The organism is Bacillus sp. JKS001846, assembly GCF_900176455.1.
GTDB lineage: Bacteria > Bacillota > Bacilli > Bacillales > Bacillaceae_G > Bacillus_A > Bacillus_A cereus.
The window spans coordinates 1-15,198 of sequence record NZ_FWYG01000002.1 but is presented as its reverse complement, the minus strand read 5'-3'; the positions used below and the strand labels follow the sequence as shown (position 1 = coordinate 15,198).

Genomic DNA, 15,198 nt, shown 5'->3' with positions numbered 1-15,198 from the left:
CTTACATTTTAATAATCGAAAGAGGTAATTACATGCAAATATTAATGGCCCTGTTCTTTATAGCTACAGTCGTTTCTTTTGTATTAATGGCTAAAGCTTCTAAGAAAAACCAAAGTAAAAAGAAGTATTTCATTTCAGGAGTAGCATGCTTTGTACTAATGATGATTTTTTACTCGCTTTCTCCAAAAGAAGAAATTAGTAAAAATGAAGCTAAAACCGCTAACACAGAAATGAAAAAAGAAGAACAACAGAAAGCTGATGAGCAAAAAAAAATAGAAGAAAATCGTAAAAAAGAAGAGGAACAAAAACAGAAAGAAGAACAAACGAAACAACAAGAGGAATCTAAGAAAAAAGAAGAACCAAAATCAGTTGTAAATACTGATAAATCTACATACGAAAATGAAGTTAAGCCTACTATTGATGAAATGATAAAGGAATATGATGAAATTTGGAATCAAGATTGGAGACCTATTTGGGGAGAAGCAAGCAAAGACCCTGAATCTCTTGACAAGAACGCTTTAAAAGAGAAAATGGAATCAATTACAAATCGATATGATGCACTTTCCAAGAAAAATACAGAATTTAAAAGCAGCTCAAAGTTAACTGATCCTGCATTAAAAGAAAAGATTGAGAAATTTAGAGTGGAGTTTGGACTAGCAACTAACTATAGAAGTAATGCTGGAAGAGCTGTAACTCAAGGGATTAAAGGAGTCGCTCCATTTAAAGGAAGAATGGAAGAAGCTCAAAAATCAATCCAACTTTCTGATAAAAAGTTAATCAATGCTGTAGCCAACTTAACTGAAGTAGAATCAAAATTAGGTGTTAGTCGTAATTAGGCACTCGAAAGAGTGCTTTTATTATTTCAAATTAGGAGGACATGTATTCTTGAGTATTCGAGTGAATCTGTAACGAAGTGGAAGAATCGCACGAAACGGAAAGGTTCAAAAAAAAAATGGATATGTTAGGGAGGAAATAACAACATGACAAGCAACAAGAAAAAAATCAAACAAAAAGCACTATATGGAACATTGGCGGCTTCTCTGCTATTCTCCGGATTTATGGTTTATACCTGGGATAAGGTAGCAAATGACTATAACAATTTAGTAGACGAGTACAACAAGTTAAATAGAACAGAAGGCGGTACGGCCGCTACTAAATGGGACAGTAAGAATATTAATAAGTTCTTATATCATGCGGAAAAAATGGTAAACGAGGCTAAAAATCCTCTTTATGATGAAATGACGGCGGATATCATTCTAATGGAGATAAAAAATGCCTTTTTGGAAGTAAAACAATTGAAGTTGCCGAGAGAGTATGAGGATGCTATTTTCTGGGTTTATTCTTCAGCTGATACTTTACAAAGTGTATATACTAACGATTCTTTTAGTAGCCAAACGAGGGAAACACAAAGAAAAACGTTAGAAAAGCAAATTGAAAAAGTAAAGGAACTTACTGACAAATACAAGGCCTAGCATACATAAAAAGAAAATTTTTATTAACATATAGACTTGGAGTAACCTCCTTAGACATCTAAAGAAATTTTTTACAATAATACAATTACTAGGAGGCAGCATATTGAAGAGAGTCATTTTAACAGCAGGATTATTTACAATACTATTAACAGGGTGTAAATCAGAAGAACCAACAACAGAAAATTATAAAGTAACAGAGGTAGGACGTAACTACGTTTATGCTAAATGCATCGAACATAATGGAAAACACGACCTTGAATTTGATACCTCAGATGAACTCTTTTGGGATAATAAAGAATACAGTTATATAGCCAAAGGCGATGTGTTTGAAATAGTTTCCCATGAAGGATCAGAAGATGTGATTTCACATCGTAAACTTGATGTAGAAGAAGCTATGAAGGTTGAAGGGCTCATTGACTAATAAGCCCCTAATAAAGTAAGAAAAAGGCACCTTAGGGTGTCTTTTTTTATTATAAAAACCCCCAAGCATTCATACACTTGAGGGGGTACCGTCAGCATTTCGGAAAAAAACACGCTAAGAGCATCCAAGATTTTATACAGTTTTTTGGCTAATCCAGTAACAAACAAGAACCCTAAAACCACGTCAGGATAGGAGTGTATAAAAAAATGCATAGATCCATAGAACAAAAAAGGAGGTTCCCTTGTTAGTGTAAGGGAACCTCCTTTTTCTTGCTACAGATAATGATAGATTATGTTAATTAGAACATTTCAGATTGTTGAAGAATATATTTGAAAAATAGGTTTAAGTTGATGATTTTATAAAATAAAAGAAGGCGTTCCATATTTGGAATGCCTTTTCTTGATGTTTTGTTGCTAATGTAGGTTGTTAAGTTATTTTAATTTGATTACGTGCTGCTTACCTTGCAACAACAAGAACTGGGTGAGGTATCATTTGAGGTGTTTGACTGTCTGTAGTATAATCTGTCCCGAATACACCTAATACGGCATACCAGAATAAGGCATCATATGTCCTGAATACATTTGAGATGGCATACCAGAATAAGGCATCATATGTCCTGAATACATTTGAGATGGCATACCAGAATAAGGCATCATATGTCCTGAATACATTTGAGATGGCATACCAGAATAAGGCATCATTTGCCCTGAATACATTTGAGATGGCATACCAGAATAAGGCATCATTTGCCCTGAATACATTTGAGATGGCATACCAGAATAAGGCATCATTTGCCCTGAATACATTTGAGATGGCATACCAGAATAAGGCATCATTTGCTACACCTCCTTTTATAAAAGAGTAGTCATCTAACCAATACATATTGTATGCAACGAGTAAGCATGTTGTAACTACCTATAATTTCGTTTATCGGGTACGGAAACGATTACTTTTGTTTAGGAGTCATAGATAAAAATTGAGATTTATTTTGCTATTGATAATATGGTGTTATGTTAACCTTACATGAATATCTATTCATCATTTTTTTATGATTTTACTTTTTGGTCTAAGAGTAGCACCAATTTTTTTCTCATCTACATACCAATAAACATATTTTTACTATTAGGACCCCAATTTTCTCCCATAAAACCTGACATTCCCTCTAAGTTAACGAAACACGGAAGCACAGTATACATTACCCCCTGCATTGCATTAGCTCTAAAAGCTATAACAAATCTCATTTTTGAATTATCAACAGGTGCTATCATTCCCATATCTGGACGTATAGCGTTTTCTGCCGTAAGTGCCTCTTTCATTCCTACACTAGCAATACCAACGGGACCCATATTACTTCTAATCCAATAATTCGAGACATTTGTTGCAGATGCCAAATCAGTTGGTTTATCATAAGTCATTAAAATTTGATTAGAAGAAACTTGTCTAGCCTCAAGAAGTATCGGGTGAGCAGCCATTTGACGATGGTAATAAGTTAACATGGTATTCCTCCATTGTTTTTTGAAATAGATAAATTACCTAGATAATATATGCAGATTTCTTACTCGGGTTCGCGATACCAAATTAATAAATGCCCTCAAAATCCTTTCAAGGGGTCTCAACGTATATCCCATCAACCTAAGATTTTGAAATAACCCAAAACGAAAAATTTGATATCTCTACGGTTATTTATGAGAAATCAGCACATTTTTTTCGTTTTGGGGAAAGCTATTCTGATTAGGTTGATGGACATGTGGCGGTACCCCTCTTCAGGTGAAGCGCCTTAGATCATCTTTCCCTTATTTTCAAAAGGACCTGCTCATTTAATCCATAAAAACATAAAGTAATTTGAATCCATTAAAATACATGAGTGACTCCTTATTTTTCTCCTATTATTTAAAAGAGGAATTATTATGGGCTTTGGTGGTAGTTGTGGCGAAGGCTGTGGTTTTGTTGGAGGATTTGCTTTATTAGGGTTAGCAACAACATTTCGCGAATTTTGTACGCTAAGCAAAATTTCATAAAGAAAAAGCCGATTTCCTGTACGCTAGGAACTCGGCTTTTTTAGATTGATATATTCCAATTGAAATTCCCTCAAATAACTAAGGGGGGGTTTTATTAAATTATAGTTTAGTAATATATTGTACTCATTGAGTAAACAATTTTGCATCCGCCCAGTCAGCATGATCATTGTCAATATTATCATTAGCATTATACGAAACTAACTCAAGTGTATTTTTTCCTGCAATAGTTACTTCTACATGTTCAGCTGGATCGTGAGATTTTTTAACCGGACTTATATACAGAATTTTACCATCAGCGATTATCACAAAATTCACAGAACCATGACCAGCTGCTACTTGATCATCTATTCCTACATCTACTGTAAATTTAGAATACTGTCCATTCAAATTGTACTTAATTGTACTATTTGAATGTGAGCCAATTCCTTTGTCATATTGCACACCATTAATAGATAACTTCGTTTTATAAAATGATTGGTTTTTATTATACGAAGAATAATTAGGATTTATTTTCTCTATATCTCCTACAACAGAAATTGGAGTCAACGTGTCACTTAAATATACAGGTACAGATGTAGCAGCTAAAGTGGTTGTATTTCCACTTACAAAAAATGTACAAATAGTAATCATTAAAACTGCAACTAAACTTAATACTTTAAACCGAAAACATTTTGGATTAATAACATACTTTGTATTCATATCAAATCCCCTTTCGATTTTGTAAATTACCTCTCTAATCTTTACATATCAATCCATGTTTTTCAAACTATTTCCATTATTATAAATATTTATACAGAATTGCAAGAAAATTGAAAGCGTATTCCTGTGTTTTTAAGTGAAAGTTGATACAGGGATTTTGGTGTATCTCCAAAAGGGACACCCATTTCCGTAGTTGAGCTACAAATGATCTTGCACAATTAAGTTATAGCAAAATTAATTGTAGAGAAAGTAATTAAATTTAACTTTGTAATCCTAATACCTTAATAATTTCAATTGTTCTATTATCTTTTATTTTAAAATAAAGCCTTTTCCCTATACGTTCACTAATTACAATATTTCCAAAGGCTAATTTACGCAAATGTTGTACAATCAAATCCTCTGTAATTCTTGTTTGCTTACTTAAATCAGAAACTGACAACGATCCATATGTAATCAATTTACAAACAATTGATAATCGAGTAGAATTCCCTAATAACCCTAAAACTTTTATATTTTCTGTATAGAAACTAAAATCCATATGAAAAGCATGTAACAGATCTTCCAACCTCCTAAAATAAGATGAATATCAACCAAAATATCTTAACATAGAAACAGTAAAAAACACCCTAAAATATACCAATTATTAATTGAGAAAAATGATACTTGAATGGAAGTCCAATACATATTCTTAGAATTAAAGTGATTCAAGTTGGAGAAAGGCACCTTTGAGTGTCTTTTTTATGTAAATAAGCTGCCCATATGGACAGCTTATTATAGTTTTTTGTTTAGAGTATATTTTCGTTAAAATATGGGTGTTGCCCCTTCTAGAGAAATAGATGTCCTTCATATCGTCCCAATGATTTATCGGGAGTAGTACCTTTAAAGTACCAGTGCATTGTACCACCACAAATCTTTTCAGTATAATAATTTGAAAAATTCCCATTATACGGTGGATTGTATCTTTCATACTTACCATTAGAAAGCTTTTTGACGCCAGAAGGTAGTTCACATGCGGCCGTTTGCAAAGACCTTACTGAGCTTTCCGTATTGTCCATACTTGCTGCTGAAGCTCCAATTCCCCCAGATAACATAATACCAGTTGCTAATGCTCCTACTACTAATTTCTTGAACATAATAAATCCCCCTTAATATTTTTTATAACTTGCACCTTAAATGTATCACTTTTGTATCTTTTGTAAATATTTTGAATTTGTAGAAATTTTTATTTGAATCTTATTAATATTGTTAATTTATTTTATCGAATGGAAAATAAAGGGTTTTTAATAGGTATGTAAAAATACATAATAAATGAGCCGAATATTATGATATACTCTCAAAAAGCTGATACAAAACTTCTTTAGATTGGAAAACTAAAGTCTTATCTACCCAATTGTGGGGGCGCCTTATGGCGTCTTTTTTTTATAAGAAACCTCCAAGCATTCATACACTTGAGGGTTTATCAATTGAAAGGTAGGGCTGTTTGGAGTTCCTTAAATTAAGAACAAAGCGGGATTATTCCTAAACTAATTAATAGAGCTGCAGCAAACGCTGGAATTGGCACAGGGATCTCGATACTTTCTACAACTAAGAAGTATTGTCCACTTACTACTTTAAAACAAACTAATTGCATTAATTAAGAGTTTTAGTGCACTACTTCTTGGAAGTTGATCTTGTAGCGCTCTTTCTCGTAATTTACTATGTTTTCCAAAGAAAATAGTGAAAGGCAAGGCGATGAATACATTTACAAAATGACAAAACTGTAAGAATACACGAATGTTTGTAAGAAAGTTCGATGTTTTCCTTTTTCTTTTTTTATTATAGTGAAAAAGAAGGACGAAATATTCTCTTATGTAGGAAAGGAAGATAATAATGATTGATCTATTAAATAAATGGAAGTTAGAAAGTACAGGCAATTTCAATATCGTTGTAGGACTTACAGCACTTCTATTTTTAGGTTCAGTAATTGCACTTATTATTATTTACAAAAAAATTGGTAAACCAGATGAAAGAACAAATGCTATTTATTTAAAAATTACTTCTCGTATGTTTACTACTCAAATTCTAATGAATGCTATATTTATTTCTTTAGTTGGTAAAGATATTGAGAATTCCCGTCAAATCTTTATATTATTTGAAGCCTTTGTATTCTTCATTGGAGCTATTTATTCGTTTAAATTATATAGACAGGAATATAAATGATTCACTTGCAAGAAACAATAAAAAAACAGTAGTGTATAAAATCACTACTGTTTTTTATTATGTATCTTCGAATGTAAACTTTTAAATATTAGTTTATTTCCAATACACTTGTTAACTAAATATTTTTTAGCAAAATAAATTGATTTTTTCTACCCCTCATGAATTTCTTTAATACTTTTTCCTTCTAAAAACGCATGTCCCGTTTTAATTTTTTCTACTGTTTCAAATCCATACTTTTCATACACTTTTTCTACTTTTTCGTTAATAGGGATCACCCAGAGATTATCTAGTCCTCTATTCATTACTTCACTTTGAATAAAGTGAATAAGTTCACCTATTAACCCTTTACCTCTAAACTTTTCAATTGTAGCTACACTTTCCATTCGGGCTTGTTTTTCATGTTCAAAAATACAAGCGATGGCACATGCTACTCCATTGTATCTAAGTAGATAGTGAGTGAATGCTGGATGTTTGAATTCATCTTGAAAAACTTTTTTTCTAACTTCGCCCCCTATTTCTTTTATACTACATTCAATATCTAAAGCTTCTTCAAAATTTAACCCAGATACCTTTTCAATAGTAACTTTTTCATTTTTATCTTTTTTAGTTAATTTCTTGTTCCATAATTGGACTGGACTTATTAATTCTTCAAATCCAAAATTCTTTATTTGTAATTCAGAAATCAGTTTTTCTTGCATATCTAAGTTGTATATATAAAATCTAGGTACAATATTTTTAGTTTTATAGAAATCCACTACTTCATCTACTATTATTTGTGGATTTAAACTTACTACACTTACATGTGCATGATTTGCATCATAATAATGTGGGTTGCTTTCATTACAAAATATAGCCCCCCATGATTTCTCTATTCGGCTAGTAAAGGTTTCAAGATATGCAAAATCAAGCTCAAGAACATTTTTTAAACTAGTCATAGTCATACGATATCCCCTCTTCTCTATTTATGTCTTCAATATCTTATTTCCTTTATTATACATTTTAATATTTAAATTTTCAGTTTTTTGATTAAAATATTTTCAAGAAAAAATGAAAGTAAACTTAATATATATATTAAGTTTACTTTCAATGAATAATTATCAAAAGCCCTCTAAATCAATCATGCAACCACCTGTTCCAAACCTTTGCTACTCTTAAGTTACATCATTCTACTTTGCGATTCTTACCAATTTGTATAAGCTGTAATAATAATAAAATTATAGGAGTTGAAATCATGGAGTTTTATAAAAAGCTAAAAGAAGAACGATTAAAGCATAACTTATCACAAGAAGAATTAGCACTTAAATTAAACATAAGCAGACAATCGATTTCTAAATGGGAGCTTGAAAAAGGCTATCCAAATATTGAAACACTTATTACATTAAGTGAATTATTCAACATTAGCATTGATGAATTAATTAAAGGAGATGATTTTTTGAAAGATAAAATCATCAAAGAAGGAAAATTGGGGGAATTAAGAATGACAGATCCATTCAAATGGTTATATGTATTAAGTTCAATTTTAGTAGTATTTTGGCTTTTTGTACTTCCTTGGTCTAATCCATCAGGTCTAACATTAACCATAATTAATCTCATAGCTGTTATTTACTTTGTAATTGTCGTTAACTACATCAAAAATAACAAGAAGAAATTTTTCAATTAAACCTTAAAAATAAAGAAGACAGCAATCGGACGGCTCAACACTATCTGATCGCTGTCTTCTTTATTAAATTCCTACTTAATCACAATTTTAGATACTCAAACCTTTTTCTTATTCTCAAATGTAAACTTTTGAATAGAAGTTTACTTTCAATAAAAACAAAAGACGACATTAAATAAGTCGTCTTTTTTCTTTAAAACATCTATAAAAATTTTATTTTTTCTCCTGATTTTCTACTTTTTCAATTTTAGTATTGAATCCACTTTTAAATCCGTCCCAAAAATCACAGCCACCTAATGAAAACACAAATACACATAATAGACCTATCATAATACCCTTTTTGTAGTTCATTCTATAACATCCTCCATAAATACAAATCAATATCGTAATTATAATATGTAAATTAAGAATATCTACAAAAACAATCTTAAATTTACCTTAAATAATCAAACTGTTATTATCATTTTTTGAAAGTAAACGTTTTATTATTAGTTTACTTTCAAATTACCTTAAACATTGAGTTCACACCAAATCTTCTGATACTCACAAAATATAAAATAAAAGTATACATTTGAAGTATTATAAACAAAGAAGTTAAATCCCTCATAAGAAAAGATGAGTATCTCCTCACTATCGAGATACTCATCCAAAGAAAACATAAATTAACTATTAGTATTTAGCTCTTTACTGTATTTCTTTATAAAAAACGCCATTATTAACGTAATAATTCCTATACCTAAACCAAGTAATTGATCTAACGAAATTACATCACGAAAAATCCAACGTATAATAAATCCCACACTAAATACTAATACAAGTAAAAAACCAAAATATTTTAGTCCCCTATATACGTCTCCCATACCCAAACCCCTCTTAATTTTATAATTAATTCATCCATAAATATAAAATATTATTGATTTTGTTTTTCTCTTTCACCTACAACCCAAGCTACTAATAAAATTGAGCTAGTTGCTAACAATGCTGTAAAAACTCCCATTAAACATTTCTCCTTTTTACAAACATAATTAACCATATTATACCATAGTAACAATACTTACAAAGACTTAGTTACCATAACATCACTGAAAAAACCCCTTCAGTTTACTTGTTGAAGGGGTTTCGTATTTACATAATTATCGAAAGCGGAAGTTAAATATTTAACTCAATGTTTTGAAAGAAAAAACAGCTAAACTAAAAAAAGAATTGGAATACGAATAAAAATATTCGAAGGAAGGTAATTACTATTCATTTGTTATTTTTTCGTTTACTCTTTGCTTTAAATAATTATATTGTTTGTCATTTGTATCTGCAAAAGCTTCTTCTCTATTAGAAGGAACATCCATATATTCGATAGAACTAGGAAATTGACTTTCTGTAAAATCATAACGTTTTTCATTGATTTCATTATAAAAATGCCATCCTTCTTCAAGTTCTGTCTTTAATATTTTCCCTCCATACAAATCATTTATCACTAGTGCTGTTACACCACATTGTCCCATTGCAGGATTGTTTAAAGACCACTTAGAACTTGATTGTATCGACCAAGATTGAAGTAAAATATTTTTTACGTTTTCCCCTTCGAAAAATAACATTTTCTCATCTCCTATATTAAATATTTATTTACGGAACTTACTTACAAATATTCATCACAGAAATAAATATTAATAATGTTGTTTAAAAACTATCTCTCTTTTTAAATAAAAAACTAAATAAATTTATAATAAATAACCGTTGCATCTAATTCACCATTCGGAGAAATTGCATACCCCGGTATTTTGCCGGATTCTTGATAGTCTAATGACTTGTACAATCTATTGGAAGGATCTCCTTCTCTAGTATCTAATACTAAAAGAGACCTACTTTCTTGTTTTGCTCTTTCTTCTGCTTTTTGCATAAGTGAACGTCCAATACCGTTACGTCTAAAGTTTGGATGAGTCATTAACTTGCAAATTTCAGCTCTGTGGATTCCATTTGGCTTTGTAATTAAATGCAATTGAACACTACCTGCCACTTTATTGTTTATTTTGGCAATAAACAATATCACCTCTGGTGCTAAGACAGTTTGCCAATACTTTGTCGATTCTTCTTGTTCCAGTGGAGGTAAAAAACCTATTGACGCTCCATCATCTACTACGGTTTTCAAAAGTTCAGAAAGCTCTTCAATATCTTTATCAAGTAGTTCAATCTCTTTTATTTCTAGATTTTGCATTACTTCTCCCCCTTTTTCCTAATTGTACCATTTGAAAGAAGTGATATGTTGTGTAATATTTGTTGCATATTCTATTCATGTCAGGTTAACATAATGTCCTATTATCGGAATTTGTTTAAAAAATATACACTCAACAATATGGTATAATATGGATATTAAATCTTTTGAAAGAGGGATTATAATGATAAAGAGAGGACTCATTTCGGGAATACTCCTATTACTTATCGTATTTGTAATAGCTTATTTTAGTCGGGATTGGAGCTACATTTATTATATATGTGGTACTTTCGGATTAATTAGTATTGGGTTAGCTTTAGCTTACTTCATTGATAGCTTAATTTTAGGTAATAAAGGAACTCTATTTTCAAAAAAGGAAACACGTAAAATTGGTCGTATCGATCAATCAAAAGGTTTTTTAATAATGGCTATTCCAAATCTTATTGCAGCATTAGTTTACATTGTCATGTAATGTATATTGTATACAAAGCTAATTAACATAACATAAAATTATCGGTAGCGAAGAAAAAAGTGCCCCCTTAATCTCAGAAGGGATTCGCCTTTTTCTATGACTCTATGCATCTTTTTATACATTTCTTTTCTAGAGCGCCTTTTGGCTTCCCTATGGTTCCCGATGTCCCCCTATTTTTTGCATAAAACTTTGTATACTCTTAGCGTGTTTTTTCAAAAATGCTGGCCGTACCCCATGCCTATCAACTTAAGAATTCAGAATTACCCCAGAACGAAAATTTTGTGCAGGTTGCTATTATTTATTGTTTTGGGATAACTTGTTCTTGTTAGCTTGATAGTGAAGGGGTATTTACATACTTAATGTGCATATTAACAGACTATCCGTTTCTGGAAAAAATGCTCTATAAATTTAGAAAAGAAAAATTCGAGCGAAGCTTCGCAGATGAGCTTCGCTATTGCAGGTTACGGGGATTACACAATGCGAGTGAGTAAGTGCTACTCACTGCAGCATGTCAAAATATGAAAAAAGATCGCACCCCACCTAGCGAGGCTAGGATAAAGGAAAGCGATCTGTTTTATTCAATTTTTTATTAAGAAATTCTAATCGTGAAAAAAGAAATAAGACTAAATAAAAAAGCTTGTGAAGAAAAAAGTATACCTTTCTCCAAAAGTTGAGTGACCTTTATAGGTCTACTCTTTAAGTGAAGCCGCTTTTGAGAATTTCATATTCATGAGGACACTTATGATACTTACAGCAATCATGACTGAACCAAGGATTTCAAAATGTCCTGGGGTAATTTCTTTCCCAAAAACTAATCCAAGGACGACAGAAGATAATATAGAGCCGAGGTAACGGCATGTTTGAAAAAGTCCGGATGACGTTCCAACTATATTAGTTGGAGATGCATCAAGCATGGCTACCTGTAAGGCGACATTTCCAATTCCATAGCTAATACCAATTAGCATAAGAATTAGGCACATAATGATTAGCGAAACGTGAATAAAGAAAATCGTTAACAAAACAGCTCCAATAAGCATAAGAAAAGATCCAAATACAATCGGCTGTCTTGTTCCAAATTTATCCACCCATTTCGCTGAAATCGGAGAAAAAACAATGCTGATGCCTGACATAAATAGCATAATTATTCCGGTTTCTTTTACACTAAAGTGCATTTCATCCTGAAAATAGGTTGGCAAGCCAAAGAACAAGCAATAATTAAATAAATTAAGCAGGATAAATTGCAAATACACCCATGTTAAATTCGGATGTGATTTAAAAAGTCGTATATCAATAAACGGTGTACTCGCCTTTAGCTCTCTCCATACAAAAGCACCGAAGAATAACAATCCGAAAATACCTGATACATAATGAGGGGTGGTTTTAAAAGACAATAAAAACCATAACAATAATATCATTCCTACAGCAAACAGCAAGATTCCCATAACATCCATTTGTTTAATTAGTACTTTCAGCTTCATTTTACTTTCTTTAGAATCCTTCGGTAAGACATACCATCCAAGTACGAAGCTCAGAAAAATAAATGGAAAATTCACTAAGAAGATGGATGGCCAGCCTCCCCAAACGATTAAAAAACCACCGACTGTCGGTCCAAGTGCAGCCATTGCAGATGAAAAGATTGAAAGAACAGCCAGAGCAGATGCTTGTTTTTCTTGAATATGCGTTCGAACTAGACCAATACCAGATGGATAAACTGCACTACTTCCAACTGATTGAATTAGTCGCATAATCAATAATATTGAAAAAGTAGGAGCTAGTGGTGCACCAAATGCTGACACAGCTACTAAGACCAAACCAATTAGAAACATTCGTTTTCTTCCGATAAGGTCTCCTAGCTTTCCTGTAACTGGCTGCCCGATTGCACTAGCTAAGTAAAAGGAAGAAATAAGCCATGAAACAGTTGTAAAAGAAAGCTGAAAATCCTTTTGTATACTATGGAGAGCAAGTGATATCATAGAAGAATTCAACGGGTTTAGCATCGTACCAGTTGCTATAGCAGTTAAAAACAGGCCCCGCTTGTTTTGCCAATTTTTCATTCATTCACCTGATCTAAAAATTGCTCTGTTGTACGAAGCTGACCTATCCTAGGAAAAATATAGCGCACCGACATATCATGCTCTTCCGGACTAAAGGTTGTCATTGCATCTGTAATAAAGATTTGGTTGTATCCATGTTGAAAGGCCTCACGTGCCGTACTTTCCACACCGATATTTGTTGCGATACCACAAAGTACAATGGCATCTATCCCACGTCGTCTAAGCTGAATATCTAAATCTGTTCCAAAAAATGCTCCCCACTGACGCTTCGTCACCACATAATCATTGTCCATGACATTTAATCTTGGATCCAACACTGCCCAGTCTTTAGGTTTTTCCATCGTACTACCACTTGTTTGGTTATCTATTACAGGCTTTAGCGAATCTTTTCCATCATGAAAATCAACCTTAACAAAAGTGATAAATCCACCTTTTTTGCGAAAACGTTCAACAAGCTTTACCGATTTTTCTACTACTTCATCTCCTCCAGGCATAGCTACAATTCCTTTTTGTAAATCAATTAATACTAAAGCTGTTTTATCGAAGTTAATATTTAATGATGATGTCATATTTAGCCCTCCTGTTTAATCACTATTGTAATTTCCTTCTTTTTTCAATTGATCGATTTAAACGAGTTAATAAGCTTGCGAAAATATTTTTTTCATCCTCTGACCAATCTGCCAATACTTCCATATAACTTTCCCATCTGTACTTACTCGATGCTTCTAATTTATTTTTTCCAACATCAGTTATACTGATGATACTAACTCTTGCATCAGATTCTTCAGGCTTTCGATTTACTAGTCCGCCTGATTCCAGTGTTCGTACCTGTCGGCTTACAGTAGACATATTTAAATGGAAAATCTCAGCGATCACTCTTATTGAAAGCGGACCCTCAGCCGCCAAAAGTTTTAATATTAAATAACCAGAACGATCCAAGCTGTCTTGATGTCCATCCAAAGTTCTTTTAAAATCAGCTCTACGCATAAGCGTGACGATTTCATGCTCAATAATCTCAATGCTATCTTTCTCTTTTTTGCCCATTTCATCCTTCACCCCTTACAAATTAACAAGTGAACAATTTGAATTTTGTACAATACGTATTATATTTTATATTACTTGCATGATGCAAGTAATATTCCTCAATTGCTCATATTGTGGCAACATCACATGCTCATCAAGCTAATATTTTGAGACATCTCCATTACGAGAAATCTATCTTTTTACAGTTATTTATGAAAATCGACTCATTTTTTCGTTCTGGGGACAATCAATTTCTTAAGTTGATAGTGATGTGGCGGTACCCCATCGCTATCAAGCTAATAAAACAAAATCCCCACCAAGATTCCTATTTTGGTGCTGCTTTTTCTTCCTGGGCCGATACCTTTAATAATTCATCGACGAAGCTCGCACGGTCTTTGCTGTGTTTTGTTAGAGTGGAAAGTATTAGATTAATTTATATGTTACCTTTATAAGTAATATATAATAAGATTAATAAAAAGGACTCCTGATGTACACAAGAGTCCTTTTAAAAAATATATTTTATTCATATATCATTACCCAATATTTTTCTTCTATCTCACCTTCTTCAATAACTTTTTTCCAGCCCATATTCTCATAAAATTTTAGTGCTTTTTGATTTTTAGAAACACACTTTAATCTTAATGGTGTATTCATCTTTTCTATGGAGGCATGAAGCAACTGTCTTCCAGCCCCCTTACCAAAGAACTCAGGATGTACAAATAAATTGTGTATAAAGTTTTCAGGTAAATATAAAGAAGCAAATCCGAGGATATGATTATCTTCCTCTGCTAGTATTATATGTTCTCCTTCAGTATGTTTATCAAAATCTTCTACAGTCATTTCATTTCTATCTAGCCAATGAAAACTTTCACGCCGTGACTCTAAATATATCCTTCTTAAATTAGGGTAGTCTAATGCAGTTGCTACTCTAATATCCATTTTCTCACTCTCCCTTCCTTTTTTTAGTTGAAATTACA

General features: G+C 32.1%; 20 protein-coding genes. 6 read left to right on the top strand and 14 right to left on the bottom strand.

What is annotated here, in order from left to right; genetic code table 11:
• Positions 1-230 precede the first annotated feature (230 nt).
• The 3 genes from B9A45_RS28955 to B9A45_RS28945 all read left to right on the top strand — a co-directional run bounded on the left by B9A45_RS28955 (position 231) and on the right by B9A45_RS28945 (position 1,893).
• On the top strand, positions 231-836 hold the full coding sequence (locus B9A45_RS28955; RefSeq protein ID WP_256891744.1) for a ribonuclease: 606 nt from the start codon (positions 231-233) through the stop codon (positions 834-836).
• 144 nt (positions 837-980) lie between these two features.
• On the top strand, positions 981-1,472 hold the full coding sequence (locus B9A45_RS28950) for a hypothetical protein (protein ID WP_084065642.1): 492 nt from the start codon (positions 981-983) through the stop codon (positions 1,470-1,472).
• A gap of 103 nt (positions 1,473-1,575) precedes the next feature.
• Positions 1,576-1,893 carry a hypothetical protein gene (locus B9A45_RS28945; RefSeq protein ID WP_084065641.1) on the top strand — a complete coding sequence of 106 codons (318 nt, stop codon included), beginning with the start codon at positions 1,576-1,578 and terminating at the stop codon, positions 1,891-1,893.
• Between the two features lie 536 nt (positions 1,894-2,429).
• On the opposite strand, the gene B9A45_RS28935 is transcribed toward B9A45_RS28945, so the two are convergent.
• The 5 genes from B9A45_RS28935 to B9A45_RS28915 all read right to left on the bottom strand — a co-directional run bounded on the left by B9A45_RS28935 (position 2,430) and on the right by B9A45_RS28915 (position 5,743).
• The gene (locus B9A45_RS28935) at positions 2,430-2,729 is read right to left on the bottom strand and encodes a hypothetical protein (protein ID WP_084065639.1); all 300 of its coding nucleotides are present in this window, start codon (positions 2,727-2,729) and stop codon (positions 2,430-2,432) included.
• 258 nt (positions 2,730-2,987) lie between these two features.
• Entirely contained in the window at positions 2,988-3,389 is a 402-nt protein-coding gene (locus tag B9A45_RS28930) for a hypothetical protein (RefSeq protein ID WP_084065638.1), read from the bottom strand.
• 645 nt (positions 3,390-4,034) lie between these two features.
• A complete protein-coding gene (locus B9A45_RS28925) occupies positions 4,035-4,610 on the bottom strand; it encodes an NPCBM/NEW2 domain-containing protein (RefSeq protein ID WP_084065637.1) in 576 nt (191 codons plus the stop codon).
• A 259-nt stretch (positions 4,611-4,869) separates the two neighbouring features.
• A complete protein-coding gene (locus B9A45_RS28920; protein ID WP_071729389.1) occupies positions 4,870-5,148 on the bottom strand; it encodes an ArsR/SmtB family transcription factor in 279 nt (92 codons plus the stop codon).
• A gap of 286 nt (positions 5,149-5,434) precedes the next feature.
• Positions 5,435-5,743, bottom strand: a complete 309-nt coding sequence (locus B9A45_RS28915; protein ID WP_084065636.1) for a hypothetical protein — start codon at positions 5,741-5,743, stop codon at positions 5,435-5,437.
• 736 nt (positions 5,744-6,479) lie between these two features.
• Here B9A45_RS28915 and B9A45_RS28905 point away from each other — a divergent pair.
• Positions 6,480-6,809 (top strand): 6-aminohexanoate hydrolase, encoded by a 330-nt coding sequence (locus B9A45_RS28905; RefSeq protein WP_084065635.1) that lies wholly within the window; start codon positions 6,480-6,482, stop codon positions 6,807-6,809.
• 149 nt (positions 6,810-6,958) lie between these two features.
• On the opposite strand, the gene B9A45_RS28900 is transcribed toward B9A45_RS28905, so the two are convergent.
• Positions 6,959-7,744, bottom strand: coding sequence for a GNAT family N-acetyltransferase (locus B9A45_RS28900; RefSeq protein ID WP_084065979.1), 786 nt, complete (start codon positions 7,742-7,744; stop codon positions 6,959-6,961).
• Positions 7,745-8,040: 296 nt separating this feature from the next.
• Between B9A45_RS28900 and B9A45_RS28895 the strand changes: the two genes are divergently transcribed.
• The gene (locus B9A45_RS28895; protein ID WP_084065634.1) at positions 8,041-8,469 is read left to right on the top strand and encodes a helix-turn-helix domain-containing protein; all 429 of its coding nucleotides are present in this window, start codon (positions 8,041-8,043) and stop codon (positions 8,467-8,469) included.
• A gap of 210 nt (positions 8,470-8,679) precedes the next feature.
• Here B9A45_RS28895 and B9A45_RS32395 read toward each other — a convergent pair whose 3' ends face one another.
• The 4 genes from B9A45_RS32395 to B9A45_RS28880 all read right to left on the bottom strand — a co-directional run bounded on the left by B9A45_RS32395 (position 8,680) and on the right by B9A45_RS28880 (position 10,675).
• Entirely contained in the window at positions 8,680-8,817 is a 138-nt protein-coding gene (locus B9A45_RS32395) for a hypothetical protein (RefSeq protein WP_166695583.1), read from the bottom strand.
• A gap of 311 nt (positions 8,818-9,128) precedes the next feature.
• The gene (locus B9A45_RS28890; protein WP_084065633.1) at positions 9,129-9,326 is read right to left on the bottom strand and encodes a hypothetical protein; all 198 of its coding nucleotides are present in this window, start codon (positions 9,324-9,326) and stop codon (positions 9,129-9,131) included.
• 381 nt (positions 9,327-9,707) lie between these two features.
• On the bottom strand, positions 9,708-10,058 hold the full coding sequence (locus B9A45_RS28885) for a YunG family protein (protein ID WP_084065632.1): 351 nt from the start codon (positions 10,056-10,058) through the stop codon (positions 9,708-9,710).
• Positions 10,059-10,171: 113 nt separating this feature from the next.
• The gene (locus tag B9A45_RS28880) at positions 10,172-10,675 is read right to left on the bottom strand and encodes a GNAT family N-acetyltransferase (RefSeq protein WP_084065631.1); all 504 of its coding nucleotides are present in this window, start codon (positions 10,673-10,675) and stop codon (positions 10,172-10,174) included.
• A gap of 181 nt (positions 10,676-10,856) precedes the next feature.
• Here B9A45_RS28880 and B9A45_RS28875 point away from each other — a divergent pair, with 181 nt between their 5' ends.
• Complete coding sequence (locus B9A45_RS28875; protein WP_084065630.1) at positions 10,857-11,144, top strand: DUF5316 family protein; 288 nt, start codon at positions 10,857-10,859, stop codon at positions 11,142-11,144.
• Positions 11,145-11,833: 689 nt separating this feature from the next.
• Here B9A45_RS28875 and B9A45_RS28865 read toward each other — a convergent pair.
• The 4 genes from B9A45_RS28865 to B9A45_RS28850 form a co-directional block, all read right to left on the bottom strand.
• Positions 11,834-13,198: an MFS transporter gene (locus tag B9A45_RS28865; RefSeq protein WP_084065629.1), complete on the bottom strand. Its 1,365-nt coding sequence runs from the start codon at positions 13,196-13,198 to the stop codon at positions 11,834-11,836.
• On the bottom strand, positions 13,195-13,767 hold the full coding sequence (locus B9A45_RS28860) for an isochorismatase family protein (protein WP_084065628.1): 573 nt from the start codon (positions 13,765-13,767) through the stop codon (positions 13,195-13,197). Before B9A45_RS28860 ends, B9A45_RS28865 begins: the two co-directional genes overlap by 4 nt.
• Positions 13,768-13,789: 22 nt before the next feature.
• A complete protein-coding gene (locus B9A45_RS28855; protein WP_084065627.1) occupies positions 13,790-14,242 on the bottom strand; it encodes a MarR family winged helix-turn-helix transcriptional regulator in 453 nt (150 codons plus the stop codon).
• 498 nt (positions 14,243-14,740) lie between these two features.
• Entirely contained in the window at positions 14,741-15,160 is a 420-nt protein-coding gene (locus B9A45_RS28850; RefSeq protein WP_084065626.1) for a GNAT family N-acetyltransferase, read from the bottom strand.
• Positions 15,161-15,198 lie beyond the last annotated feature (38 nt).